The sequence below is a fragment of the Lunatimonas lonarensis genome (genome assembly GCF_000390185.1).
Classification (GTDB): domain Bacteria; phylum Bacteroidota; class Bacteroidia; order Cytophagales; family Cyclobacteriaceae; genus Lunatimonas; species Lunatimonas lonarensis.
In genome coordinates, this window is sequence record NZ_AQHR01000065.1 from 12908 (window position 1) to 39110 (window position 26203).

Here is a 26203-nt window from a genome sequence, read left to right on the forward strand (position 1 = left end):
ATGTTTTTTTTTAATCAAGTAGATAAAACAGCCCCGTTTGTTGGTCGAATCCGCACCATATTCTTTATTTTGCACTAATTAACTAAGATACGGTGAATTAGCACAGAAGTTGTTCTGGCAGAGTTTCGATGTCGAAATTTAGTAGGTTACCATTAAGGAAAGGTTTATGTACAAAAATTTTTTACTGATTTTTTGTCTACATGTGTTCACCACAGGAGTCTTTGCGCAGACAGATACGTACACAGGTGCATTGACCCTGGAGCAATGTGTGCAAATAGCCCTTGAAAATAATTTGACCCTTCAGCGTAGCAGGTTGACGCTGGTGAGTTCTGAAGCAGCGTTGCTGGAGGCCCAGGGACAGATGATCCCATCTTTCTCCACCTCGCTCTCTTCTGGATTTCGTTGGGGTAGGTCCATCAACCCGGTGACGAACCTGTTTGAAACCCGGCGGATAGGGAACGTTAACGTGTCTGCAAGCGGAAATGTCCCCATCTATGCAGGTAGGCAGATAAACAATCGCATCCAACAGACCAAGACAGAGGTAGAGATAGGTAGGCTCAATGTGGCCGCAACCGAAAACGACATTCAGCTTAATGTAATCAATCTCTTTGTCAACGTGGCCTTTGCCAAAGAGCAGGTCAACATCGCCCAATCCCAACTTAGGACCGTGTCCGAACAGCTGGAACGAACAAGAAGATTGGTAATGGCCGGTTCGTTGCCAAGGGCCGATCTGTTGGACCTAGAGGCCCAAACTGCTACTACAGAACTGGAACTGATCAATGCGCGCAACAACCACCGTATAGCCCGGCTTAACCTTTCCCAACAGCTTTTGTTGTCCTTTACCGATGATTTTGATATCGTAGTACCTGATTTTAATGCGGATAACCTGGGCATCGTAGGTGTGGGCGTGGCGGAAATCTACGGCACCGCAGCTGGATTGTTGCCACAGATCAAGGCAGCCGAAATGGGTGTGAACAGTGCTGAACTGGGTGTTCGTATCGCCAAAGGAGCGTTTTTGCCCACCTTGGGGGTCAATGCAAACGTCTTTTCCAACTACGTAGATCAGACCACATTCATCCCGAGGGATCCCCTGTTCCGGCAGTTTGAAAACAACCTGTCCCAGTCAATGAACATGGCACTCAATATCCCGGTGTTTTCCCAATTCAGAAACAGGGCGGGATTGCAGCGGGCGAGGGTGCAGCGGCGATTGAGCGAGATCCAGGAAGTGGAGGTGAAAAACCAGCTACGACAGGAGATCGAAACCGCCTACACTTCGGCCTTTGCCTCCAAGCAGTCCTTTGAAAGTTCCAAGAAGCGGGTGGCTGCTTTGGAGGAGTCGTTCCGGATGGCCACGCAGCGGTTTGAGGTGGGTGCAATCAACGCAGTGGACTATCAGATCGCCCAGAACAACCTATTCAATGCGCAGGCCGATCTGATTACTTCTAAGTATGAATTTGTTTTTAGGGCTAAAGTCTTGGATTTCTATTTAGGTAACCCGCTCTCGTTAAATTAACCTCTACATGGCAAAGAAGAAGTCAAACAATGTATTGTACATCCTGTTGGGTGTAATTGCCTTACTGATCGTAGGTATCTTGATCGGAAAATCCCAGGGATGGATAGGCGGTCCCAAGGAACTGGAAGTGGAGGTGAAAAAGGCGGATCTCAAAAATATTACCGAGCGCGTCAGTTCTTCCGGAGTCGTACAGCCAGAAACCGAGGTGAAATTGAGCCCGGATGTGGCAGGTGAAATCATTGAACTGAACGTGATGGAGGGGGATTCTGTACGCGTTAACGACCTGTTGGTAAAGATCCGTCCCGATAATTTTATCTCGGCCCTCGACAGGGCACGGGCAACGCTGAACCAGCAAATGGCCAACCTGGCGCAATCAAAGGCGGCCCTTAAGCGCTCCGAAGCGGTTTTCGTCCGCTCCCAATTGGAGTATGACCGTAATAAGAAACTCCACGAGGATCGGGTGATTTCGGATGCCGATTTTGAGCTGATCGATTCCAATTACCTTTCGGCCAAAAACGACTTGGATGCAGCGGAGCAAAGCGTCTTGGCTGCCGAGTTTATCGTCAAAAGCGCGCAGGCTACCGTGGATGAAGCGGCGGAGAACCTTCGCCTAACCAATGTGTATTCACCTACCAATGGGATTGTTTCCAAGCTGTTGGTAGAAAAAGGGGAACGGGTAGTGGGTACGGCGCAAATGGCCGGTACCGAGATGCTCCGAATAGCGGATCTTTCGCGTATGGAGGTCAGGGTAAATGTCAATGAAAACGATATCGTCCGAATCAGTCTGGACGACGACGTCGTTATCGATGTGGACTCCTATGCATTCAGCGGCAAGCGCTTTGCTGGAAAGGTGACAGCCATCGCCAACTCCGCAAACGATAAAGCCAACGCGGACGCGGTCACCGAGTTTGAAGTACGTATCCGTATCTTGAATGATTCTTACCGGGATTTGATCACCGAAAAGAACCCCTTTCCCTTTCGGCCCGGTATGACGGCCTCGGTGGAAATCATTACCAACCGTAAGGAAAACGTGTTGGCCGTGCCTCTGGCGGCGGTGACTACCCGGGAAAACGAGACCGAGGAACTGAGCAACGGGAATACCAAACTGAAGGAATTGGTATTTGTCAAGGAGGGCAACCTGGCTAAGATGGTTCAAGTGAAAACCGGCATTTCCGATTTTGACAATATCGAGGTGTTGGAAGGACTGACCGCAGGGCAGGAGGTCATCGTAGGCCCCTATTTTGTAGTAAGCAAGCAGCTTGAAAACGATAAGCCGGTCAAGATCGCTGGGAAGGAAGGGTCCAAATAAGCATCGAACCATCACGCGCCGACCGGACAGGGGATGGTGTACGGGAAATCAGGTTTTAAATACAGGCAGGCTAAAAAAACAGAAAGGAACCCGATAGGGCTCCTTTTTTTTTGGGGTTTATCTTTAACTGACCTCAGCTAGTTATGTTTCAAGAAATGGCATGCCAGGCAATATCTTCATTTCTAAAATTTCACTAAACTAATAAAATTCTTTCAATTCGGCCTATTTTTTTTAATCAATTTTTAGGGATTAATAAAACGTGAAATATAATTTCGTGTTTTCTTTTTTCTCATCAAAAGCATTGAATAATTCACTTTTGATTAAATAAGTCACAGTAAATTATTAGGTGTTTAGACATTATTTTTTGAACTGCCGATGAATAGAATCCAACTGGTCATACAGGATTTGTTGCAGCCGAAGGTGTTCGGGGGCTGTCAGTTCGGGGGCTTTGTGGGCATGATGGTGATCGTGGTGATGGTCGTGGCCCTCGTCGCCGTGGTGGTGATCATGGGAATGCTCATATCCGGGGACCTCTACGAAGTTGGCATCCCACTTCTCCAATAACGATTGCAGGTCCGATTTTTGATCCGGCGAGAGGTTTTCGGCCTGGAGAAGCTGGTTCAGGTTTTCCCGTAGGGCCAGGGACTTTTGGTGAATCTCAAAGGCTTCTTGCAGTTCCTTTTCCTTGGAAGAATTTGAACAGCCCATAAAAAAGAGCAGGGCCATCGTTGCGGTTAGAAAGATGTAGTTCATGTTTTTTCCGGAAAAATAATCACTCTTTGTTTTTAATGCAATAATGTTGCATATATATTTGCACGATGGTTTGGGAATTTGAAGTTTTCGCAGCGTTTGCCAGCGCACTTGCAGTCAGTTTGGTGTCGTTGGTGGGTTGGGTGTACCAGTGGGTTTCGAGAGAATTTATATCGCGATATATTCCCTGGGTTTTGGCCATGACGGCCGGGATTCTGTTGGGGAATGTGTTTTTTCACCTTATCCCCGAAGCAGCCCATGAGTCTACCGATTCCTTTGGGGTTCCGCTGGGTTTTTTGGCCGGCCTGGGTGTTTTTGGAGGGTTGGACGTCATATTGCACCGATCGCAGGGGCATCCGAGCAGGGAGCGTGCCGCGTTGGGGTATTTGACGCTGGTTGGGGATGGCTTTCATAATTTTATCGATGGGCTGGTGATCGGCACCAGCTACCTGGTAAGTCCGGAGTTGGGACTGACCACCACCTTGGCGATCGTGCTGCATGAGCTTCCTCAGGAGTTTGGCGAGTCTGGCACCATGGTCTACAGTGGTTTTAGTCCAAAAAGGGTCGTACGGTTGAATTTTTTGGTTTCCCTAACGGCTTTGGCAGGTGTATCGGTAGCGGTCGGCATTGGCCATTGGCTGCCGCTTTCGCCCTCCCTGCTGCTGGCGTTTACGGCGGGTGGATTCTTTTACGTGGCATTGGGTCGGTTGGCCCCGGAGTTGCTCCGAAGCAGCCGCCTGATGGGCGTTCGGCTGTCGTATTTGGCGGTAGTGGGGCTTGGTTTGGGATTCGTGCTCGGTGTAAACCAATTGCAGCCACATGTCCACCATCATCCATCCAAAACCGCGCATCAATTGCAGGCCGTACCATTTGGGTTTGTGCCCCGTCCTTAGCAAAGGCCGCCTAATTTATCGATCATTTTTCCAACCCTTCTTCCGGAGTTGGGTTATGGTATCCGATGGGGGCTGTTTTACGACGCCGGTCGGTTCGATCCGATTTCCATCAACCCGGAGGTAGGATAAAGGTTGCGCCACGGGGTGATTTTCGGATCTGTCACCTGCCTGGTTCTATCGATGTCAGTTCAAATGCCTTGTGGCTTTTACCAATCAGAAATAGACACATGAAAGTCCGTAAACAACATCTCCCGGAAAAAGTATGTCCCGTATGTCAGCGTCCCTTTGCTTGGCGCAAGAAGTGGGAGCGGAACTGGGAGTCGGTCAGGTACTGTTCGAAACGCTGTGCCGGGCTTCGGGCCAAACAAGACAAATCCTAGGGCTAATTGGCTGTAAGTTGCGTTATTTCTGAGTCTGTTGATAGAAAGCCTTCTTTTTTCTGCAAAAACCGCCTAAATATACCCCGATCACGGTATTTTTTGTTTATCTTATTCTTCCGATCTTTTGGGGGCAAACTGACTTTATGTTTTCTAGTCCTTGGATTGCCCCTGTATAAATGCCAAGGGGCCTTGGGATCGTATTTCTGATTTGACGGAAAATAGGGTTACCTGGTCGTTATTATGGTATTCGCTGCGATCAATAACATAGGAATCAAGCACTCAGCATTAGGGAAAAAAACGACCCTACAGAATAAATCCGGTAGGGCCCTTTTAAATGTTTTCACAACGGAATAATCCTTATTGTGAATTGCTTCAAAATTGTAAAACGAAGATACAAGTAATATTTTAAACTTTTGATAGAAGATGAAAAAGATTTTGGGATTGGATTTGGGGACTAACTCGATAGGGTGGGCGCTAGTTGAGCAGGATTTTAAAAACAAGCAAGGCAATATTATGGGAATGGGTTCCAGAGTTATTCCTATGAGCCAAGAAATTCTCGGGGAATTTGCCAGAGGAAATACAAAATCTGAGACTGCTGAAAGAACAAGGTTGAGAAGTGTAAGGAGACTAAGGGAACGTCATCTTTTGAGAAGAGAGCGCCTGCATCGAGTTCTTCATATTCTTGGGTTTTTACCAAAGCATTATGTCAATCAGATTGATTTTCAAGAAAGGTTGGGAAAGTTTTTTGAAGAATCTGAGCCAAAGCTTGCATACGATACTGGTGATTTCTTGTTTAAGCCTTCTTTTTTAGAAATGCTTGAGGAATTCAAAATCCATCAGCCAAGTTTTGTTGAGGGAGACAAAAAAGTGCCTTATGATTGGACCATTTATTTTTTACGGAAAAAGGCATTAACTGAACGAATCGAAAAGGAAGAATTGGCTTGGGTTATTCTGAGCTTCAATCAAAAGCGAGGGTATTATCAACTAAGAGGTGAAGATGAGGAGGAAAAGCCAAATAAACTGGAAGAGTTTTACTCTTTGAAAATAGTTGATATCAAAGTGGATGAATCCCCAAATAAAAAGGGTGACACTTGGTATTCATTAACCTTGGAAAATGGCTGGATTTACAGAAGATCAAGCAAAGTTCCCCTAGATGATTGGCTAGGTAAAACCAGAGATTTTATCGTCACCACTGATATAGACGAGGAAGGAAATCCCAAATTGGATAAAGAAGGAAATCCTAAAAGAAGTTTTCGCGCTCCAAGCGAAGATGATTGGGGATTGAGGAAGAAAAAGACCGAAAAGGAAATTCTCGACTCATCCAAAACCGTTGGCCATTTCATTTTTGAAAACCTTCTGGCTGATCCGACTCAAAAAATCAAGGGAAGGCTGGTCAGAACCATTGAAAGGAAATTCTATAAAGATGAACTGAAGCAGATTTTGGTTTCCCAAAATAGATTTCATCCAGAACTCAGTGATGCTGATATGATGGCGGATTGTGTCAGGGAACTGTATAAACACAATCATTCCCACCAGAATTTCCTTGCCAGCAAGGACATCAAGCACCTTTTGGTTGATGATATAATTTTTTACCAAAGACCCTTGCGAAGCCAAAAATCCACTATAGGAAATTGTCCTTTGGAGTTCAAGACCTTCAAAAAGGATGGAATTGAAATCAAAGTTCCTTACAAAGTGGCTCCCAAATCCCATCCTCTTTTTCAGGAGTTTAGATTACTTCAGTGGGTTTCTAGCCTTCGGATTATCCGTAAATCAGATGATTCGGATGTGACTAGGGAGTTTTTGGGAACTCAAGATAAAACAAAGCAGCTTTTGGATTATTTGATGACCCAATCCGAGATGGATTGTAATAAATTGATGACCTTCCTTTTGACTCAGGAGGGATATAAAAGGAAAGACCTTAAGTCTGAAGTCGGCAAGTTTAGATGGAATTATGTATTTGATTCCGAAACAGGAGAATCAAAGACTTATCCTGGAAATTCTACAAGAGCAGAATTTCTAAAGAGGTTAGGAAAAGTAGAAGGATTTGACTTTTCCAAATACACAGAAGAGTTTGAGGAATCACTTTGGCATCTTGTTTACTCAGTCACCGATAAGGTCGAGTTTGAAAAAGCGCTCAGAAAGTTTAGCCGCAAAAACGGAATTGAGATCAATTCTTTTGTGGAGAATTTAAAAAAGTTTCCACCCTACAAGAGTGAGTACGCCTCTTATTCCCTTAAAGCCATAAAAAAACTGTTGGCATTAATGCGATTTGGAGAAAATTGGAAGGAAGATTCTATTGATAGTATATCCAAACACAGGATTGAGAAAATTTTGACAGGAGAATATGATCCAGAAATTAAGGATAAGGTTCGTGAAATTTCCAGAGCCTTTGATGAGGTAGAGGACTTCCAAGGTTTGCCGGTTTGGTTTGCGAATTATGTTGTTTATGGTCGCCACTCGGAGGCTTCGGAGTTAATAAAGTGGACTTCCAGTGATGAAATGGCTGATTTCATTAAAGAATTCAAACAACATTCCCTCAGAAATCCAATTGTTGAACAAGTGGTATTGGAAACCTTGAGAGTGGTCAAGGATATTTGGGATAAGTACGGGCATGGACAAAAAGACTTTTTTGATGAAATACATGTCGAGTTGGGGCGAGAACTGAAAAATCCTGCTGAGCAAAGGGCTAGACTAACCACTCAGATTTCGGCAAATGAAAACACGAACCTTAGGATTAAGTCGCTTTTGGTGGAACTTCTACACGACCCTGGGGTAGAAAATGTGAGGCCATATTCTCCCATGCAGCAAGAAATTCTCAAGATTTACGAAGAAGGAGTTTTAAAATCGAGCTTTGAGGTCCCTGATGATATCCTAAAAATTAGTAAAACGGCACAGCCTTCTTCATCCGATTTAAAGCGCTATAAACTTTGGCTTGAACAAAAATATCGGTCGCCATACACCGGGAAAATTATTCCTTTAAACAAGCTCTTTACCCCTGCTTATGAAGTAGAGCATGTAATCCCTCAATCCAGATATTTCGATGACAGCTTTAGTAACAAAGTGATTTGCGAAGCTGCGGTCAACAAATTGAAGGATAACAGGTTGGGGATGGAATTTATTAAATGCTTCCATGGACAAAGAGTTTCCTTGGGGTTTGGCGAAGAGGTGGAGATTTTTTCGGAAAGTGCCTACAAGGCATTCATCCAGGATAATTTTCCCAAGAACCCAGCTAAAAAAAGAAAACTGTTGATGGATGAATTACCAGAACAGATGGTCGAAAGGCAAATGAATGACACCCGATATATCAGTAAATTCGTCACTTCCATCTTGTCCAATATTGTTAGGTCGGAGGAAAATGATACTGGATTTAATTCCAAAAACATCATTCCTGGAAATGGAAAAATCACGACTGCGCTAAAGCAAGATTGGGGACTCAATGATGTTTGGAATGAACTGATTTTGCCGAGGTTTGAACGGATGAATCAACTTACAGGTACCACCGTGTTTACGGCATGGAATGAGAATCACCAGAAATTTCTGCCAACAGTTCCTTTGGAATACGCAAAAGGCTTCCAGAAAAAAAGAATTGACCACCGACATCACGCCATGGATGCTTTGGTCATTGCCTGCGCTACAAGAGATCACGTGAATTACTTAAATAATGAACACGCGCTTGGAAAGAATTATAAGGGAAAGGAAGAAAAGCAATCGCGAAGATTTGATCTAAGACAAAAGCTTTGCCTCAAGAAAAAAAATGGTCACTCCCAAGAGCAGTATGAATGGATTTTCTCTAAGCCATGGGACTCATTTACTCAAGACGCTAAGAAAAATCTGGAGCGAATCATAGTCAGCTTCAAGCAAAATCTCCGAGTTATCAATAAGACGAGTAATAAATACCTCAGCTACAAGGATGAAGAGGGTAACCTAAGGCTTGATAGTCAAGGCAAACCAGTAAAAGCTCTAACAAGGCAGATCAAAGGAGATGCATGGGCGATTAGAAAATCCATTCACAAGGACACCGTTTCAGGGCTCGTCAAATTGCGTCGTGTCAAAATGGTTAATCTAAGTGTAGCTTTGGATAATCCAGAAAATATTTTGAATAAAAAGCTGAAGAAAAAAATCGCAGAACTAGTCAAGTTGAACTACGATAACAAGCTGCTGCTTAAATATTTCAGAGATAGGGATTACATGTTTGATGGAAGGGAGGTATCCAAGCTCGACGTTTACTATTTCGAGGAGGGTTTAGCAGCCTCAAGGGTGAGTTTGGACACTTCATTTAGTGATAAGAAAATTCAATCGATAACTGACACAGGAATCCGAAAGATTCTTTTAGCACATTTAGCCAATTACCATGGGAGACTGGACGAGAAAGGAAAAGTCATTCCTCCAGAAACTCTAGCCTTTACTCCTGAAGGGATAGAGGAACTTAACAAAAATATCAAAGGTCTCAATGGTGGTAAATTCCATCAGCCCATTTTCAAAGTTCGTACCTATGAACCCAAAGGCAATAAGTTTCAAGTTGGCTTTAAAGGAAACAAGAACTCCAAATATGTCGAGGCAGCAAAAGGAACAAATCTGTTTTTTGCTATTTATTTGAATGATGAAGGAAAGAGGAGCTATGAAACCATTCCTTTCAATGTGGTGATGGAAAGGCTAAAGCAAGGTGAGGGTCCGGTGCCCCAGACAAATGAGAAAGGTGGCAAACTTCTATTTCATCTATCTCCAAATGAGTTGGTGTATGTTCCAGAAACAGACGAAAATTATACAAATGTTGATTTTAAAAACCTTTCCAAAGAGCAGGTGGAGAAGATATATAAAATGGTAAGTAGTACAGGTTCAGAATGCCATTTTGTTCGTGCGGATATATCATCATTAATAAAGGGATATGACGCAAAGACAAAGGTGGGAGAACTTGGTAGTTTGAATAAACAAGAGGTGACAAATAATGGAATGACTCGAATAAAAGAGAAGTGTTGGAAAATTAAGATAGACCGATTAGGGAGCATCTAGTGATTTTTTCAAATGGAACCAGGCTATTATTATCATATCTACAAAGACGCCAACGGAACGGAGAATATTTTCCGGGAGGATGAGAATTATCAGTTTTTCCCGAGGCAATATGCTAGGTATCTAGATGAAGTGGTAAATACTTATGCCTATTGCCTTATACCCAATCATTTCCATTTGTTGGTGGGGGTTAAGGAAGAGGAGCAGTTGAAGTCAACTTTTCCAAAGTTCGGAACTTTGGAAAAGTTAATCTCCAAGCAATTCGCTAATTTCTTTAGTTCTTACACTCAGTCGTTTAATAAAGTGTATGATAGGAGAGGAAGTTTATTTGTAAAAAATTTCAAAAGAACCCCAATCCTAGATGAACGCCAATGGCAAGAAACCTTCCTTTATATCCACCTCAACCCCGTAAAGCATGGCTTTGTCAAAGATCACCAAGATTGGAAGTGGTCAAGTTGGCATGCCTACCAAAGTCTCAACAGGCCTTTAAATTTAAACAGAGCCTATTTTAACAATTTCTTCGACGGTTGGGAGCATGTGAGAAATATCATAGAAGTAAAAAAGGAATGGTTGATGAATAAAAATTTGGAATAGTGGTGGTTCGAAAAAAATTTCCAATCCGCCTAGGCGGATTGGAAAAGTTAACTACAGCCAGAACCTTGGAAACATGATCAAAAGAACTCTCTTCTTTGGCAACCCTGCCTACCTCAGTACCAAAAATGAGCAGCTGCATATTAGTTTCCCCGAAGCTGATAAGGTGGACAGGACAGTTCCCATAGAAGACTTGGGAATGATCGTATTGGAACATCAGCAGATTACGATTACCAATGGGTTACTGGCTAAGCTCACCGATAGAAAGGTAGCTGTGGTTTCCTGCAATGCCCAACATCTACCGGAAGGTCTACTTTTACCGATGCAGGGGCATTCGGAACAAACAGAGCGGGTTCGCTATCAATTAGAGGCTTCTCAACCTTTGAAGAAGAACCTCTGGCAGCAGACCGTATCTGCAAAAATCAAAAACCAATATACGCTTTTACAGGAAAAGGGGAAGGAGTCCAAACGGATGGAGTACCTGTACAAGAATGTAAATTCGGGAGATTCCGGGAATCATGAAGCGCAGGCAGCGGCGATTTATTGGCAGGAATTGTTTGAAATCCCTGATTTTAATAGGGGGCAGATGGGAATACCTCCTAATAATCTGCTAAACTACGGATATGCCATTTTAAGAGCGGTGATTGCAAGGGCCTTGGTTTCTTCCGGTATGCTTCCGGGGGTAGGCATCTGGCATCGTAACAAATACAATGCTTACTGCTTGGCAGATGATATTATGGAGCCATACAGGCCTTATGTGGATTTGGTGGTATCCCATATTGTGGAGACGCAGGATGATTATTCAGAACTGACAACGGATCTGAAGAAGGAATTATTAAGTATTCCTGGGTTGGATGTCAAGATAGATGGGCAAAAAAGCCCGCTGATGGTAGCTGCTTCCAGGACGACTTCCTCCTTAAATGAGTGTTTTGCCGGAATCAGTCGAAAAATCATTTACCCTGAATATGGATGAAAAATATTTTTCAAGACTTAATCAGTACCGTAGTTTGTGGGTCTTAGTCTTTTTTGATTTGCCTACGGAAACCCGCAAGGATAGAAAGGTAGCCACTTCTTTCCGGAAGAAGCTCCTGGACGATGGTTTTGCCATGTTTCAGTTTTCGATCTATATGCGCTTCTGTGCCAGTCGGGAGAATGCGGACGTGCATATTAAGCGGACGAAAAAGAATCTGCCTCCGAAAGGAAAGGTTGGTATTATGTCCATCACCGACAAGCAGTTTGGGATGATGGAGGTCTTTTATGGTGTCAAGCCTCAGGAAACGGAATCGCCGGCCCAGCAATTGGAATTGTTTTAAGGGAGTAATCCTGGCAGGTTGTCAAAAATCTACCCGGTCTACCCTGCATAGTGAAATCTTGCCGGATTTTTTGTTTCTAATTTAGCGTATAAAAAACAGCATACCAGCTAGTTAGGTGCTGGTATGCTGTGATTTACCCCTTAAGGTACAATTTTGAAAGCAATTCACAACGGCTTTTCGTCAGTCCAACGACCCCTCCGAGCTGTGATTTACCCCTTAAGGTACAATTTTGAAAGCAATTCACAACGATGATCTCCTCCGTATTGCGTTCCTCGCAGCTGTGATTTACCCCTTAAGGTACAATTTTGAAAGCAATTCACAACCGTAGGCTTGCGCGTTGTTTTTTTGGAATTGCTGTGATTTACCCCTTAAGGTACAATTTTGAAAGCAATTCACAACACTTTGTAGGCTTTGTTGTCTGTGGGAATGGCTGTGATTTACCCCTTAAGGTACAATTTTGAAAGCAATTCACAACTATTGCCAATGAATACAGGAATAATAATGGGCTGTGATTTACCCCTTAAGGTACAATTTTGAAAGCAATTCACAACGGGTTTGTTGGCTTTTCCATGTCAGTCATTGCTGTGATTTACCCCTTAAGGTACAATTTTGAAAGCAATTCACAACTGCCACGTGTTGGTGGATTTGCTTTGTTCGGCTGTGATTTACCCCTTAAGGTACAATTTTGAAAGCAATTCACAACCTCTTTCCTCTTCCTTAAGCGCATCTACTTGCTGTGATTTACCCCTTAAGGTACAATTTTGAAAGCAATTCACAACCGCACAGATGAAGGAGATCTTCAACCTAAGCTGTGATTTACCCCTTAAGGTACAATTTTGAAAGCAATTCACAACGATACGGCCATGATGCATGCCGTGAACGCCGCTGTGATTTACCCCTTAAGGTACAATTTTGAAAGCAATTCACAACAGCACCTGCATGGACAGCTTTTCCTTCTCAGCTGTGATTTACCCCTTAAGGTACAATTTTGAAAGCAATTCACAACTGAATCTGTCTGCATATTTTTAAATTTTGTGCTGTGATTTACCCCTTAAGGTACAATTTTGAAAGCAATTCACAACACTGGAACAGCTGTATGTGCAGCTTATTGGCTGTGATTTACCCCTTAAGGTACAATTTTGAAAGCAATTCACAACGGGCTATTTGATGATAATTTCTATATGCGTGCTGTGATTTACCCCTTAAGGTACAATTTTGAAAGCAATTCACAACATAGGCTACCAGGTCATTGAAATAGAAGCCGCTGTGATTTACCCCTTAAGGTACAATTTTGAAAGCAATTCACAACCGGGTTGCATCCGTGCTTTTTTCCGGACAGGCTGTGATTTACCCCTTAAGGTACAATTTTGAAAGCAATTCACAACTGAAAAAGCGCTGTTTTTCCGGCAGGGAAGCTGTGATTTACCCCTTAAGGTACAATTTTGAAAGCAATTCACAACCGGGCCGGTCGCCGATCACGAAGCGGCCAGCTGTGATTTACCCCTTAAGGTACAATTTTGAAAGCAATTCACAACATAGATCATAATTCACTAAAACCCGGAGATGCTGTGATTTACCCCTTAAGGTACAATTTTGAAAGCAATTCACAACATTGGCCTAGCTTTTCACTGTCCTCTAAGAGCTGTGATTTACCCCTTAAGGTACAATTTTGAAAGCAATTCACAACGATGAAAGAAGGCAAGAAGTTTGAAGGGTGCTGTGATTTACCCCTTAAGGTACAATTTTGAAAGCAATTCACAACCTTCAGGCGCATCGGAAAAATCGCTTGTACGCTGTGATTTACCCCTTAAGGTACAATTTTGAAAGCAATTCACAACCCTACTGAGTTTACAACCCCCGTGGTAAACGCTGTGATTTACCCCTTAAGGTACAATTTTGAAAGCAATTCACAACAGGTGCGGATCCGATATCCCCAGCTGCTCCGCTGTGATTTACCCCTTAAGGTACAATTTTGAAAGCAATTCACAACTTTATGTCGGTGTACTTTTTGATAAACGAAGCTGTGATTTACCCCTTAAGGTACAATTTTGAAAGCAATTCACAACATAGATTAACCTAATCCAAGACATTGTGAAGCTGTGATTTACCCCTTAAGGTACAATTTTGAAAGCAATTCACAACTGTGGTATTTGGATAACGACTGCCCTTTCGCTGTGATTTACCCCTTAAGGTACAATTTTGAAAGCAATTCACAACTGCTTGCGGTTTCAAAGGTTACAATTTTGTGCTGTGATTTACCCCTTAAGGTACAATTTTGAAAGCAATTCACAACTTTTTATCTCTATCGTTCTCATTTCACATCGCTGTGATTTACCCCTTAAGGTACAATTTTGAAAGCAATTCACAACGGTGACCACTTTGTAGGCTTTGTTGTCTGTGCTGTGATTTACCCCTTAAGGTACAATTTTGAAAGCAATTCACAACATAGTTGAAGTTTTTGTCCTCGATCATAGGGCTGTGATTTACCCCTTAAGGTACAATTTTGAAAGCAATTCACAACATCATTACTCATGTTATCAGTATTTGAATGGCTGTGATTTACCCCTTAAGGTACAATTTTGAAAGCAATTCACAACGGTCAATTAAGAATAGATCAGCGGGGTAAAGCTGTGATTTACCCCTTAAGGTACAATTTTGAAAGCAATTCACAATGGTGCGTTTCTTGTAGCGGCAGTCTTGGGGCTGTGATTTACCCCTTAAGGTACAATTTTGAAAGCAATTCACAACACCCGACTTCATTCCCCCACAGGAGGTAGTGCTGTGATTTACCCCTTAAGGTACAATTTTGAAAGCAATTCACAACTTAAGCTCATTTACATAATCTTCTATACTTGCTGTGATTTACCCCTTAAGGTACAATTTTGAAAGCAATTCACAACGGGCGATGGTCTGTCCCTTGATGCCGTCGGGCTGTGATTTACCCCTTAAGGTACAATTTTGAAAGCAATTCACAACGGCCTTTTGGTCTTCGGTACCTTCGAAGGGCTGTGATTTTCCCCTTAAGGTACAAGTTGAAAGCCTTCGGTCACATCAAATAGGTTGAGATCGCTGATTTCGGTGGTCACCTGCTTGAAGCGGCTGTGTGTTGGAGACTTTTTATAGATATTCTCAAAAACGTTTTTTCAAAAAAACATTATTTACCCATAATTGTTGCTCGGAAAATACGATAATGGAAAAACTGACTCAAAGGTATCTAAAAGGTAGACCCTAATCAACAGGGTAGGGTCATTCATGGATAGGTATCACCTGAAAACCTCAACGGCTTTGCGAAGCTACAATATAGGTAAAAGAATGTTTTCTGCCCTCCATCCAATATATGCGTTTAGTGCCTTTTTCAGGTTTTTCCTATCCGATTGCTTGGCTTTGGCTATTGCTTTCTGCGATATAACTCTCCTGTCCTAGCCAAATAAATCCAAGTTATTGACCAAATCGATCAACAGACATTCAATATGTCTCGCAGGATTTCCGTTGGAGGTGGGCAGCCTGACCCGGTAGCAATTGGCAGAAGAAAAGGACTGCACGAAATCCTTTTCCCAAAAACCGGGGGGCGGAAATGAAAATATCCAGCCATACCAGCTAACTTAGGGAGTGAAATCGATCCGGCAAAGACGGACTGACCTGCCCTATGCAACCCGCAATGGGATAAAAACATAGTTGCCTCTTTGCTGTTTTCTACCTCAGACCTCCTATCAAACGAAAGCCAAATGGAAAATCCCCTGATTCCCTTCCTGAGAGATCTTGCCGAAAACAACCACAAAGAGTGGATGGATGCCCATAGGGGTCGTTATGTCCATGCGAGGGAATTTTTACTGGCTGAGGTGGAGGAGCTATTGCAGGGTATAGTGGTGTTTGAGCCCATGTTGGAGCCGCTCAAGCCAAAGGATTGCGTGTTTCGCCAAAATCGCGACATCCGGTTCTCGGCAGACAAACGTCCGTACAAAACCAATATGGCGGCCTATTTTGCCGTGGGAGGAAAGAAGAGTAACGGCCCCGGCTATTACCTGCACGTAGAGCCGGGCGGCAGTTTCTTGGCCTGTGGGATATGGATGCCACCGGCGGATGTATTGAAGCGCATACGGCAGGAAATCGACTACGCCGGCGGGGAGCTCGACGCCCTGCTGCGGCATTCCACGATAAAAGGATACTTTAATGGCCTCGAGGGAGAGCAGTTAAAAACCAGCCCCAGGGACTACCCGGCAGACCATCCTTACATTGACTACCTAAGGCACAAGAGCTTTATTCTTTCCAAGCCTCTTACGGACGAGCAGATCACCAACGGTGTGTACAAAATGCTCGCCCTCCAGGCCTTCGAACGGGCGAAGCCCTTCAACGACTTTCTTTCACGTGCCTTGGAGGATGTAGAGGACGGCAGCGGCCTACTTTGACGACATCGGAACGTGCATCGGTGGATTTCAGGCCTGGGCGGGAACGTCCTACAACAAAAAGGATTCGATGGCAATCGCGACCCCGTCCGCTTTGTTGCTGGCCGTGATGTGGTTGGCTACGGCCTTTACCTCCTCACGTCCGTTTGCCACCGAGACCCCAAAACCCACCCGTTGGATCAGTTCTACGTCATTGTAGTTATCTCCAAAGGCCATGACCTCCTCCAGTCCAAACGAAAAGTTTGTCCGCAAAAGAAGTTCCAGGGCACTTGCCTTGGAGATTTGTTTGGGGGCGATCTCGATGTAGGTGTCCTTTGACCGATACAGGTGCAACTCATTGCCCAGTAGCATTGCGAGGCGTTCATACAGGGGTTGGATCTCGGATACAGCCCCCATGCACATTACCTTGTGGGCACCGGTACGTAACCTGCTCCATGTTTCCAGTACCTCCACCCCGGGCATAGGCGTGGATTTCACCTTTGTTACCAGTTCTTCCTTTGCTGTCCACGCATCCTGCTGTGGGGTATACCAGTCATCGGCATGGAATAGGCTGACGTGGATGGCGCTGCCCTCGGTCATCTTTAGGATGGTTTGGCAGTGCTCGAAGGGGATACAGGTAGAGGCCAACGGAGTGCCCGAAGTACCAGGGGACGCGGAATTCAATACATAGCCCCCATTGTAGCAGATCAGCGGTTGATCGGTCCTGCCCAGTTCTTCCAGTAGGTGGGTCATGGCAGACGGCATACGGGAAGAGGCCAAAATGACCGGGAAGTCCTTTGGCAAGCGACGGAAAGCGGCTTTGGTTCTGGCAGAAAGTTGGCGGTTCTTGTCTAAAAGTGTTCCGTCTATGTCGGTACAAATCGCCCGGATTTTCATACAGAAAGGTGTTAAATGAAGGGGTAAAACTAGGCAAGGTGATACGGATTACCAAGAAATGATGGCCTAAACCAGGTTTATTCGCCTTTGGGAAGTCGCCCTGCCTTCTTGAGTGCCTCATGGATAATCCATTCCAGTTGACCGTTGGTGCTGCGAAATTCGTCCGCGGCCCATTTCTCCACGGCCTTCATCATCCGTTCATCGATCCGTAGGGCAAAGGGTTTCTTAGTTGGCATGATGGTTTAATTTATGCTGATTAAACCACTCTACTGCCATTGCCGCTGCTTCAGGTTGTTGGGTACCGAGCAGGAATGTTTTTTTGGAGGTTTTTACCAGAATCCCATGGTTACCTCCGGTATTGTATACCCAATAGTGGAAGTTGTACCGGATCCCCCATCCTCCGAATTTGAGCAGGGAATTGTATCGAATCAGTGTCAGGCTTTCAATTTGCTCGAGGGGATACGTTCTCACACCGATGAATGGGAAGTAGCTGAAGGATAGTTTTTTGTCGTCCAACCGTACCTCCAGCTCCATCACATACAACAAAACCGTCACTGCGACGAGAACAATCAGGGCGATGATTCCGTCCCATGCGCTCGTGTTTGGTGAAGTAGCAGACTGCACAAAAAGCCAGGTGATCAATGTTGCACTCAGCAGCATGATCAGCCAGATCCATACTTCCCGAAATTTTTGTGTCTCTTTGAATATTGTTTTGCTCATGATTTGTCCTGTTCTTGCGCCCACAGATCTATCAACCGGAGGAAGTCCTGGTGTCGGTGGGTACTGAATACAAGTTTTTTGTCGGTGCTGTTCCGGTTTATTTCCAGCACATGGTCACTGAAGAAGATATAAGCCGTGCCTTTTCTGGAGACCCGTACGCCCACCCCTCCATAATCCAAGAGCCCTCCCGATTTGGTGACGTTTGCCGATCGGATATCCGATAGGGGAATTTTTTTCCAGTTGGAGAAGAAAGGTGGGTTTCGGTAAGAAAGCCCCTTTTCGTCTGCCCTTATTTCTACGGAGATACTTAGGATGAGGAAAAAGACGGCCGACATAATACCAAAAACCACCAGAAGCACAATCCAGCCATCCTCTCCCAGATGGCCGGTAAGGTATAGTGTCGAAAGAAGGATGAGCGTGGGAGCTTCCAACAAGATAATTCCCCACATTAGGATGCTGCCCCTGAAATCCAGTTTTTCGTGTACCACCATCTTTACGTGTTTAGGGTGCCGACGTTCAGTACCGGGCTGGCGGAGCGATCGGAGCAGAGCACGACCATCAGGTTGCTGACCATAGCGGCCTTTTTATCTTCCTCAAAATCAATGATTCCCTTCAGTTTTAGGTCTTCCAGGGCCATTTCAACCATGCCAACGGCTCCGTCCACTATTTTTCTACGTGCAGCTACGATGGCGGTTGCCTGTTGACGTTGTAGCATGGCTGAGGCTATTTCGGAGGAGTAAGCCAGGTGGGAAATCCGGGCTTCGATCACCTTGATGCCTGCGTGCTGCAATCGGTCCGCGATTTCTTCTTCCAACGAGTGGTTTACCTCTTCTACGCCCGATCGCAGGGTTACCTCCGCATCCTCCGCTTCAAAGTCATCGTACGGGTACTTGCCGGCCATTTTCCGAACCGCGGCGTCGGTTTGCAGGTGTACAAAGTTCTCGTAGTCCTCCACCTCAAACGTCGCCCGGAAGGTGTCCTCCACCTGCCACACAACGATGGTACCCACCATTACGGGGTTTCCAATTTTGTCGTTTACTTTCAGTGGTTTGTTTTCGAAGTTTCTCACCCGCAACGAAATTTTCTGCTTGATCATAAAGGGATTTACCCAAAAGAAGCCGTTGTCTTTAACCGTTCCTTTGTAAGCCCCGAATAGAATCAGTACCACCGCTTTGTTGGGTTGGAGGGTGAAGAATCCCGGGAGCATCAGAATGGCGCCGATAGTACAAATAACAGCGGTAGGGGGGATCTTGTAAATAAAGGAGGCAACAGCAGCGGCGGCTAGGAGTACCGTGTTCCCGAGCATCGCATAGCCGGAAGAGGGAGTGATGATTTTTTCCATGACGATTAGGTTTTAAAATGATATCATAATGATATACGTGTGATAGTATATTTAAGTTCCCTTGGTGGAAATTAATTCATTTTCTAAGGGGCGATTAGGGAATGAAAGGGATTCCTGAGGGGGTTTTTGCTTTGTAATTGAGGTAGTCCCGGCCAAAAAAATCGATCAGGTAGGCCTCTTCAAATCGGATTCTTTCCCTAAAAAAGTGCCAGCCTACCACCGAGAAGCAAATAAGCGAGACCGGTGCACCCAAAAGTAGAGGAATGCTTAGGCTGTACAGGTACCATCCGGTATAGGAGGGATGCCTAAAAAGCCGATACGGGCCATGCAGGATCAGTTCATGGGAGGAAGCTTTGGAGGTTTGTATCGTGTGATTGAAGGATTTTTTTGCCGTAAGGATCGCTGTCCATCGAAATCCAAGGCCGATTGCGACGCCCACCAATCCAAGAGTTACCATGGAAGTGGATAACGGCAGCAGGGGCTTGATGAAAAAATATTCGCCGAGCAATACTGCTTGGGCGGCAACGTAGGGCAGGGAGAAGAGTAGGGAACTCCTTCTAAATTCCCCGTGCATCAGTCGATGGAGGAGGAATTCTGTGAGGTGATAACAGACAAAGATGTACCCATAGATAATAATGGGGTCTTTTTGCGGTATCATCTTAGGAAATGTTTTGTAGATAGGAGATCAATCCTTCTTTTTCTTTGATGGTCTTCTTTATTTGATTGTGGACGATTTTCTCAAACAATCGAAGGTTTAGCGGTCGAACGATGGAAAGACATTGGTTAAAGGCAGCCAATGCTTCATCATAAAGCTCCGTGGCTATTCCTGTCAGGTAGACGATTTTATGTAGCTCTTCGAGGCTGAATTGACCGGGATCCATGTGTTCCTTTTCGAGAAATTCCGAGAGACGTACCCAGGCGTAGTTTTTCAGCCCCACTTTGCTATCGGAGGCAAAACCGATGATCTCATTGGGAATATTAAATCCGATCGTAAAATGGAACAACGCTTCACCTAAGTGGTAGTAGTTTGCCTTTGCCGTTTCACCGGTGAGGTGAAAGAGAATGTCCAATGGGAGGTAAAGTAGGGAATACCGAAGCCGTAGCAAGTCGTAATAGGTGCTTTGGTTCCAGTCGTCATCAGTAGCAGACACCCTTCGGTTTACGGTTGTTTCCTTGAAATGATCCAGCAGCCGGGTTTGGTACTTTTTCCAAAACCTGGAATGAGGGGGAATGACCTCGTTGAGTAATTGTTGCGAGGTGCTGATGAGCAGGAATGCTTCGCTTACGGGATCAATGATATCGTTGCCTGATATTTCCAGATCGAGAACTGGATCTAGGGTGTACACTCCCATGGCTCCCATGTAGACGGCGGCGCTTATCGTGATCTGATCTTCAGGTTTTATCTCGCCAAAAGCTGGCGTCAGTGAATAGCAAAAGGGAATGAGATGGATGGTTTGTTTTTCAACAACTTCATCGGAAATTATTTTTTTCAGCAGTGGCTTGGGTAGATCGGTGCATTTTATCCGACGGACAACCTTTTCACTGAAAGAAAGAAATTGCTCTTTGGTTTCCATATGTAAAAAAATAAGTGGGATTTGCGGGAGCCAGGCCAGCAAATCCCCGATTTTTTGACTGTACTCAACAAGCTCCTTTCATCTGAAAATGAAGGCCGGTTGCTTTGGTAAGATCAAACTTGGATAGTTTGTTTTTTAGGTCGTTTGAGAGCGTTTTCATCTCGTTGCCGTTTAGAATAAATGGATAAATTTCTGTGTCAAGTTATTGCTTTCTAGGGATATAATCAATTTTGTTTGAATAAAATTTCTTTGAATAATATTAAATCGAAAATTAATTATTTGAAAAGCAAATATATATATATCAACTGTTTTAAGGATTGGTGTCGTCAGGTTTTTATTCTTTCTGCCTGGACATGATTTTTTAGGCTGGGTTTAAGGGATCGTTGGAAGGTTACCGTCACGCAGGTTTGGCTTGGCAAATACATTCGAATTCCGTAACTTAAAGATTCTTAAGTAAAATGACTTATGAAATCGAGCCTGCCTAAAGATCGGAAGGCAGGGATTCCCTGTCTGCCGACAGGCAGGCATCCCTATAAACCGGGACAAGTTGTGACCGCTTAAGGACAACAAATTATAGACACATGAAATTTACAATAAACGGAAAAGAACAAACCGTGCAAGTGGAGGGCAACCCCATGCTCCTCGAGGTTTTCCGTGAGCAACTGGAACTTACGGGTACGAAATATGGATGCGGTGAGTCGGTATGTGGGGCGTGCAAGGTCATGGTAAATGGAAGTGCCGTTCCCAGCTGTATCACGCCAGCTGTTTCTGTGCAGGGCAAACAGGTAGTTACGGTCGAGGGACTGGAGCGGGATGGAGCACTTCATCCCGTACAGCAGGTGTTTCTGGAGGTTGACCCGTTTCAGTGTGGGTATTGTGCGTCCGGTATGTTAGTCACTGCCGTAGCGTTTCTCGACAAAAACCCCTCTCCCTCCAGGGAAGAGATTGTGGACGCCATGAATGGGAATATTTGCCGGTGTTGCACGTATCCTGCCATCATTGAGGCGATCTATCAGGCTAGCCGAAAAATGGCCTGATTGAACCCTATTTCAGTCGGTTCCCTTTTTGGGGATCCATTGGAACACCTGTTAGCCAATTTGATAGCAGCCCTATTGGCATCTTATGCCTACCATCCAATCGACTAGTTTTGACACGTAAATTTAATGCAATCCCCATGAAGCCGATCAATAATGATAATCCATATACCTTTCCGGAACAATACGAATTATATGAGCAGCGATTCTTGGCCGCCCCTATCACCCGCAGGGCCTTTTTTAAACGAATGGGGATGGGAATGGCCTCTTTTGTTGTTTTGGGAGATGTGCTTGCTTCCCATGCTGCCGATTGGTTGGCGGCTAAACCCGATGAAGATACGATAGCAGCTTGGATTCACGTAGGCGAGGATAATAGAATTACCGTATATACGGGAAAGGTAGAGGTAGGGCAAAATATACGTACCTCGCTGGCACAGGCGGTTGCTGAGGAATTATTTGTACCTGTGGATAGCCTCTCGCTTATTATGGGAGATACCGAATTGACTCCGTACGACCGAGGGACTTTTGGAAGTCTGACCACGCCTCAAATGGCCCCTGTGTTGCGTAGAGCCGCGGCTTCGCTTCGGGAGATGCTTAAAGAGGCTGCGGCGTCTGAGTGGTCGATCTCCAAGAACAGCCTTCAATTGGACAAGGGGATGGTCTCACATCCGTCAAATGGAAAGCGACTCAGCTACGGCGATTTGGCCAAAGGTAAAGAGCTCCTTAAACCGATTGACAAAAACGCTCCCTTGGTTCCTGCGACGGCTTGGAAGATAGCCGGTACGTCGGTGCCAAAGGTCGAAGGCATACAATTTATTACCGGGAAGCATCGCTATGTGTCGGATATGGTGTTACCGGGTATGCAATATGGCAAGATTTTGCGGGCACCTGCCAACGGAGCGAGGCTTTTGTCGGTGAATACCGAAAGGGCGGAGGCACTTTCCGGAGTTCGGGTGGTTCGCGAGGGGGATTTTGTGGGGGTGACGGCTCCCAGTACCCAATCGGCCTCCTTGGCGTTGGCATTGATAGAGGCTTCGTGGCAAAACTCCCCTCAGGTATCCAGGTCTGCGTTGTTTGAACATCTGACCACCTCGGCCCGAGCAGGTAAAGGGGTTGGTGCGACGGTTTCTTCGGCGATTTCAAACGGAGCAATCCAACGTAGTGAAAGGTTTTTGATCGATTACATTGCGCACGTACCCCTCGAACCAAGGTCGGGGGTAGCCGAATGGAAAGGGGATAAACTTCATGTGTGGACAGGGACCCAACGCCCTTTCGGGGTTCAAGAAGAATTACAACGGGCCTTTGGACTGCCCAAGGAAAACATCAGGGTCTTTATGCCGGATACCGGATCTGGATACGGGGGGAAGCATACCGGTGAAGCGGGCATTGAAGCGGCGCGTTTGGCCAGGGCGATCGGCCGCCCGGTGAAGGTAACCTGGACGAGAGAAGAAGAGTTTAAATGGGCTTATGTGCGGCCTGCCGGGGTAATAGAAGTCAATTCTGCGTTGGATAGCAACGGTAAGCTCTCAGCTTGGGAATTTTATAATTATAACTCAGGTGGTGCCGGAATTGAAATACCCTATGACGTGGGGGAAAAACATCACCAATTTATCCCTTCGGACACCCCACTGAGGCAGGGCTCCTACCGGGCATTGGCTGCTACGGCCAATATTTTTGCGATAGAGTCCCATCTTAATGACCTTGCTGCCGAAGCATCCATAGATCCGGTTACCTTCAGACTGGCACATATTTCGGATGACCGGTTGAAAGCAGTTTTACAGGCCAGTGTCGAGAAATTTGGCTGGGATCGATCCAAGCCTGCCCAAGCAGGTTTTGGTGTTGCCTGTGGGACGGTGAAGGGAGGTTACGTTGGCACCTGTGCCGAGGTTGAAGTAGATAGCGGGACAGGCCTTGTAAAGGTAAAGCGCCTTGTGGTGTCATTTGAGTGTGGAGCCATTGTGAATCCAAGGCACCTGGAAAGTCAAGTGGTGGGATGTGTACTTCAGGGGTTGGGTGGAGCGCTTTTCGAAGCGGTGGACTTCAAGGATGGTGAGGTGCTGAATCCATTCCTTTCCAGTTATCGAGTTCCCCAATTCAGTGATGTTCCCTCCATCGAAGTGGTTCTGCTTAATCGAGTCGACCTATCGCCCGCTGGAGCAGGTGAGGCTCCCATCGTTTGCGTGGCACCTGCTATTCGAAATGCCATTTTTGATGCCACGGGGAAGCGGTTGAATAGACTTCCCATGATACCCGGCGGTAGATTGCCCGTTTAGGGATTTAAAGCGCAGATACGGATTCTCGGTGGAGTTAATTTTACAGGATTATTGGATTGAAGCGGTCGGAGTTGCTTTAATCTTTTAATTAATGATCAGCTCATCCACCATGATCCATCCCTTCTGTCCCTTGGCGCCATGCCATTCCGGAAGTGAGGCGATCGGGTGGGCGACTACCCGCAGGAACTGCACGCCCTCTGTCTGAAATGGAATGGGGATTTGCTTCAGAGCACCCGGATCCTCCTTCCCGGGTTGGGAGGGACGGTGTTTCTTCTCCAACTTCCACTCGGCTTCCCTGTCTGGTTTCGACCAGATCTCCACCTCTTGGGGAGGGAACATCCATCCGCCGCTGTTGTACCAGATAGACAGAGCCATTTCAGAGATAGCGGTAGGCTTTTCAAACTCCATTTCAACGTCCATGGGCGTAAACCTAAAACCCAGCCAGTTGAGGTTCCAGCTGTCCCTGACCGCTTTCTGCCGGTCAAAAAGGCTGTTGGCTCCGTCGCCTTTATAGCGGTCGGCAGGTGGGTGGGCGAGACTGAAATTGGCGGGGCTTTTGGCAGAGCGTATAAACTCCGCCGAAGCAGGCTTGCTGCCTGTCCAACCAGGCGCAAAAGCCCGGGCCTTCAACGTCAGGTTGTCCGACACTACAACCGGCCCTTCGTAGAGCAGGTAATTGGTGCTGTCCGGTTCTGTTCCGTCGAGTGTGTAGAATATGCTGGTGCCGGATATGGGATGGTGGATGTTGACCTCCATGCTTTCGCTGAAAAAGGCGTGGTCAAATTTCAGGACGGGAGGGTTCAGTTGGTATACGGTACCATCGTCCTGATAACCGGTTTCGATTTTCGTATTGGGCAATGCGGTTCTTAGCCTACCGATCTGGTCTTCGTCTAGTCCCGTGTTCCAGATGTACAACTGGGACAGGTTTTTCATTTCGGAAAGGTGTGAAACGGCCTGCTCATCCAGGGAATTGCCGGAAACCGAAAGGATGCGAAGCTGCGGCAGGTCCTTGAGGTGCCTGAGCCCTTCCCCTGTTATGGAGGTAAAGTTGAGGTAAAGCCGCTCAAGGTTGGCGAAGCCGGCCAGCTCGGCCATGTCGCCGTCTTCCATAGGCATGTTGTTCAGGTTGATGGACACCGTCTGCTGACGGATTTCCCTCAGCTCGGCGAGTGATTTGGGATCAAACGCCGCCCGTCCAAAATAGCTTACCGACAGGGCGGGGGAGTCCATGCCAAGTGCCTGTACTTTCCGGTAGAAATTGTTCAGTCCCTTTACGGTATTCGAATTGGCGGGCTTGAAGTCATAGGACTTCACATCGCTGAACCTATTCACCGCCAGGCGGAACAGTGCCGTTGTGTCACCGTGGGAAACCAGCTTTCGGTCAAACTCCGATCCACTGGCAATCCATGCCTCCAACAGGGCAATCTCTTCCTCCGACAGTTGGGGTTTTCCCTTTGGCGGCATATGTTCCTCGTCATCCAATGGAAGCAGCATCCGCTGCACCATCAGGCTGCCCGCCGGGTCGTTGGCCACAAAAGCCGGACCGGAGTCCCCACCCTTGGTCAGCAATTCGGGGCGGTCCATGCGGAGCCCCCCCTTCTGTTTGCTTGCCTTATGGCAGCTCACACATTTGTTTTCGAGGATAGGCATTACTACGTGGGCAAATACCTCGGCATCCTCTAGGGCTACCGTGGGCGCCGCAGACGCGAGCGGGGCGGTTATGAAACCTTCTCCATGGGTAATGGAGGCCCCAAGGTGGCCGGAGACCAACAGACTGAGGGCGATGGCGCCCATGCCGAATTTCTGCCATAGGGGAAAGGGTTCTTTTATGTACGCATATAGCAGTGATGATAACCAAAAAACGGCCAGTCCCGACCACTTGTGCCAAAGCAGCTGATCCTGCTCGTAGCCCGATTCGTGCGACAGGAACAGTCCGGCAATCACCGTAAAGGCGGTGGTCAAACAGCCCAGCAGGAGCAGGTTTTCGCCATATTCCAGTGCATCGGACCGGTTTTTTGCCAGATTTGGGAAAAGCAGCAGTACCAGGGCCAAGAGAAGGATGACGATCGGGAAATGCAGCAACAGCGGGTGCAGCCGTCCGAAGACATGGAGCCAATCAGGTATAGCGATCCGGTTTTCGGCTACAACGAGAACCAAAACAAACGCATGGCAGGCAAAGAGTACCTGACCTGCGATTGTCTTCCATTTTTCTGAAATCATAAACT

20 protein-coding genes and 1 CRISPR repeat array are annotated in these 26203 nt (G+C 46.0%); of the genes, 11 read left to right on the plus strand and 9 right to left on the minus strand.

Annotated elements, in window-relative coordinates:
* Positions 1-166 precede the first annotated feature (166 nt).
* Both ADIS_RS10620 and ADIS_RS10625 read left to right on the plus strand, forming a co-directional pair.
* Positions 167-1513 (plus strand): TolC family protein, encoded by a 1347-nt coding sequence (locus tag ADIS_RS10620; protein ID WP_010854485.1) that lies wholly within the window; start codon positions 167-169, stop codon positions 1511-1513.
* A 7-nt stretch (positions 1514-1520) separates the two neighbouring features.
* Positions 1521-2822: an efflux RND transporter periplasmic adaptor subunit gene (locus tag ADIS_RS10625; RefSeq protein WP_010854486.1), complete on the plus strand. Its 1302-nt coding sequence runs from the start codon at positions 1521-1523 to the stop codon at positions 2820-2822.
* A 357-nt stretch (positions 2823-3179) separates the two neighbouring features.
* On the opposite strand, the gene ADIS_RS10630 is transcribed toward ADIS_RS10625, so the two are convergent.
* Positions 3180-3575, minus strand: a complete 396-nt coding sequence (locus ADIS_RS10630; RefSeq protein ID WP_035805586.1) for a hypothetical protein — start codon at positions 3573-3575, stop codon at positions 3180-3182.
* 65 nt (positions 3576-3640) lie between these two features.
* Between ADIS_RS10630 and ADIS_RS10635 the strand changes: the two genes are divergently transcribed.
* The 7 genes from ADIS_RS10635 (at position 3641) to ADIS_RS10660 (ending at position 16162) form a co-directional block, all read left to right on the plus strand.
* A complete protein-coding gene (locus ADIS_RS10635) occupies positions 3641-4465 on the plus strand; it encodes a ZIP family metal transporter (protein ID WP_051113305.1) in 825 nt (274 codons plus the stop codon).
* Positions 4466-4692: 227 nt separating this feature from the next.
* Positions 4693-4845 (plus strand): DUF2256 domain-containing protein, encoded by a 153-nt coding sequence (locus tag ADIS_RS22700; protein ID WP_081634908.1) that lies wholly within the window; start codon positions 4693-4695, stop codon positions 4843-4845.
* 423 nt (positions 4846-5268) lie between these two features.
* Positions 5269-9855 carry a type II CRISPR RNA-guided endonuclease Cas9 gene (gene cas9 / locus ADIS_RS10640; RefSeq protein ID WP_010854492.1) on the plus strand — a complete coding sequence of 1529 codons (4587 nt, stop codon included), beginning with the start codon at positions 5269-5271 and terminating at the stop codon, positions 9853-9855.
* Between the two features lie 12 nt (positions 9856-9867).
* Positions 9868-10446 carry a hypothetical protein gene (locus ADIS_RS10645; RefSeq protein WP_010854493.1) on the plus strand — a complete coding sequence of 193 codons (579 nt, stop codon included), beginning with the start codon at positions 9868-9870 and terminating at the stop codon, positions 10444-10446.
* Between the two features lie 73 nt (positions 10447-10519).
* A complete protein-coding gene (gene cas1, locus ADIS_RS10650; protein ID WP_010854494.1) occupies positions 10520-11416 on the plus strand; it encodes a type II CRISPR-associated endonuclease Cas1 in 897 nt (298 codons plus the stop codon).
* Positions 11409-11756, plus strand: a complete 348-nt coding sequence (gene cas2 / locus ADIS_RS10655; protein ID WP_010854495.1) for a CRISPR-associated endonuclease Cas2 — start codon at positions 11409-11411, stop codon at positions 11754-11756. The genes cas1 and cas2 overlap by 8 nt, the downstream gene beginning before the upstream one ends.
* A gap of 125 nt (positions 11757-11881) precedes the next feature.
* Positions 11882-14732: a CRISPR direct-repeat array (repeat unit 46 nt; unit sequence GCTGTGATTTACCCCTTAAGGTACAATTTTGAAAGCAATTCACAAC).
* 749 nt (positions 14733-15481) lie between these two features.
* Complete coding sequence (locus ADIS_RS10660; RefSeq protein ID WP_010854499.1) at positions 15482-16162, plus strand: DUF2461 domain-containing protein; 681 nt, start codon at positions 15482-15484, stop codon at positions 16160-16162.
* 48 nt (positions 16163-16210) lie between these two features.
* On the opposite strand, the gene ADIS_RS10665 is transcribed toward ADIS_RS10660, so the two are convergent.
* The 7 genes from ADIS_RS10665 to ADIS_RS10690 all read right to left on the minus strand — a co-directional run bounded on the left by ADIS_RS10665 (position 16211) and on the right by ADIS_RS10690 (position 20671).
* Positions 16211-17035, minus strand: coding sequence for a Cof-type HAD-IIB family hydrolase (locus ADIS_RS10665; RefSeq protein ID WP_010854500.1), 825 nt, complete (start codon positions 17033-17035; stop codon positions 16211-16213).
* A 77-nt stretch (positions 17036-17112) separates the two neighbouring features.
* Entirely contained in the window at positions 17113-17271 is a 159-nt protein-coding gene (locus tag ADIS_RS22705; protein WP_010854501.1) for an Arc family DNA-binding protein, read from the minus strand.
* Positions 17261-17755, minus strand: coding sequence for a hypothetical protein (locus ADIS_RS10670; RefSeq protein ID WP_010854502.1), 495 nt, complete (start codon positions 17753-17755; stop codon positions 17261-17263). The genes ADIS_RS22705 and ADIS_RS10670 overlap by 11 nt, the downstream gene beginning before the upstream one ends.
* A complete protein-coding gene (locus ADIS_RS10675) occupies positions 17752-18246 on the minus strand; it encodes a hypothetical protein (RefSeq protein ID WP_010854503.1) in 495 nt (164 codons plus the stop codon). Before ADIS_RS10675 ends, ADIS_RS10670 begins: the two co-directional genes overlap by 4 nt.
* Before the next feature lie 2 nt (positions 18247-18248).
* Positions 18249-19097 carry an SPFH domain-containing protein gene (locus tag ADIS_RS10680; RefSeq protein ID WP_010854504.1) on the minus strand — a complete coding sequence of 283 codons (849 nt, stop codon included), beginning with the start codon at positions 19095-19097 and terminating at the stop codon, positions 18249-18251.
* Positions 19098-19191: 94 nt separating this feature from the next.
* Positions 19192-19755 (minus strand): methyltransferase family protein, encoded by a 564-nt coding sequence (locus tag ADIS_RS22330; RefSeq protein ID WP_010854505.1) that lies wholly within the window; start codon positions 19753-19755, stop codon positions 19192-19194.
* A gap of 1 nt (position 19756) precedes the next feature.
* The gene (locus tag ADIS_RS10690; protein WP_155907368.1) at positions 19757-20671 is read right to left on the minus strand and encodes a hypothetical protein; all 915 of its coding nucleotides are present in this window, start codon (positions 20669-20671) and stop codon (positions 19757-19759) included.
* A gap of 581 nt (positions 20672-21252) precedes the next feature.
* Between ADIS_RS10690 and ADIS_RS10695 the strand changes: the two genes are divergently transcribed.
* Positions 21253-21708 (plus strand): (2Fe-2S)-binding protein, encoded by a 456-nt coding sequence (locus ADIS_RS10695; protein WP_010854507.1) that lies wholly within the window; start codon positions 21253-21255, stop codon positions 21706-21708.
* A 137-nt stretch (positions 21709-21845) separates the two neighbouring features.
* Positions 21846-23978, plus strand: coding sequence for a xanthine dehydrogenase family protein molybdopterin-binding subunit (locus tag ADIS_RS10700; protein WP_202900574.1), 2133 nt, complete (start codon positions 21846-21848; stop codon positions 23976-23978).
* A gap of 84 nt (positions 23979-24062) precedes the next feature.
* On the opposite strand, the gene ADIS_RS10705 is transcribed toward ADIS_RS10700, so the two are convergent.
* The gene (locus ADIS_RS10705) at positions 24063-26198 is read right to left on the minus strand and encodes a c-type cytochrome domain-containing protein (RefSeq protein ID WP_010854509.1); all 2136 of its coding nucleotides are present in this window, start codon (positions 26196-26198) and stop codon (positions 24063-24065) included.
* Between the last annotated feature and the right edge of the window lie 5 nt (positions 26199-26203).

Bases quoted from the DNA above. Each gene is read 5' to 3' on its own strand.
- ADIS_RS10700 (WP_202900574.1), top strand. From the start codon at position 21,846: ATGAAGCCGATCAATAATGATAATCCATATACCTTTCCGGAACAATAC.
- ADIS_RS10635 (WP_051113305.1), top strand. From the start codon at position 3,641: ATGGTTTGGGAATTTGAAGTTTTCGCAGCGTTTGCCAGCGCACTTGCA.
- ADIS_RS22705 (WP_010854501.1), bottom strand. From the start codon at position 17,271: ATGCCAACTAAGAAACCCTTTGCCCTACGGATCGATGAACGGATGATG.
- ADIS_RS10675 (WP_010854503.1), bottom strand. From the start codon at position 18,246: ATGGTGGTACACGAAAAACTGGATTTCAGGGGCAGCATCCTAATGTGG.
- ADIS_RS10680 (WP_010854504.1), bottom strand. From the start codon at position 19,097: ATGGAAAAAATCATCACTCCCTCTTCCGGCTATGCGATGCTCGGGAAC.
- ADIS_RS10660 (WP_010854499.1), top strand. From the start codon at position 15,482: ATGGAAAATCCCCTGATTCCCTTCCTGAGAGATCTTGCCGAAAACAAC.
- ADIS_RS10665 (WP_010854500.1), bottom strand. From the start codon at position 17,035: ATGAAAATCCGGGCGATTTGTACCGACATAGACGGAACACTTTTAGAC.
- ADIS_RS10695 (WP_010854507.1), top strand. From the start codon at position 21,253: ATGAAATTTACAATAAACGGAAAAGAACAAACCGTGCAAGTGGAGGGC.
- ADIS_RS10670 (WP_010854502.1), bottom strand. From the start codon at position 17,755: ATGAGCAAAACAATATTCAAAGAGACACAAAAATTTCGGGAAGTATGG.
- ADIS_RS10705 (WP_010854509.1), bottom strand. From the start codon at position 26,198: ATGATTTCAGAAAAATGGAAGACAATCGCAGGTCAGGTACTCTTTGCC.
- ADIS_RS10630 (WP_035805586.1), bottom strand. From the start codon at position 3,575: ATGAACTACATCTTTCTAACCGCAACGATGGCCCTGCTCTTTTTTATG.
- ADIS_RS22700 (WP_081634908.1), top strand. From the start codon at position 4,693: ATGAAAGTCCGTAAACAACATCTCCCGGAAAAAGTATGTCCCGTATGT.
- ADIS_RS10690 (WP_155907368.1), bottom strand. From the start codon at position 20,671: ATGGAAACCAAAGAGCAATTTCTTTCTTTCAGTGAAAAGGTTGTCCGT.
- cas9 (WP_010854492.1), top strand. From the start codon at position 5,269: ATGAAAAAGATTTTGGGATTGGATTTGGGGACTAACTCGATAGGGTGG.
- ADIS_RS22330 (WP_010854505.1), bottom strand. From the start codon at position 19,755: ATGATACCGCAAAAAGACCCCATTATTATCTATGGGTACATCTTTGTC.
- ADIS_RS10625 (WP_010854486.1), top strand. From the start codon at position 1,521: ATGGCAAAGAAGAAGTCAAACAATGTATTGTACATCCTGTTGGGTGTA.
- ADIS_RS10645 (WP_010854493.1), top strand. From the start codon at position 9,868: ATGGAACCAGGCTATTATTATCATATCTACAAAGACGCCAACGGAACG.
- cas1 (WP_010854494.1), top strand. From the start codon at position 10,520: ATGATCAAAAGAACTCTCTTCTTTGGCAACCCTGCCTACCTCAGTACC.
- cas2 (WP_010854495.1), top strand. From the start codon at position 11,409: ATGGATGAAAAATATTTTTCAAGACTTAATCAGTACCGTAGTTTGTGG.
- ADIS_RS10620 (WP_010854485.1), top strand. From the start codon at position 167: ATGTACAAAAATTTTTTACTGATTTTTTGTCTACATGTGTTCACCACA.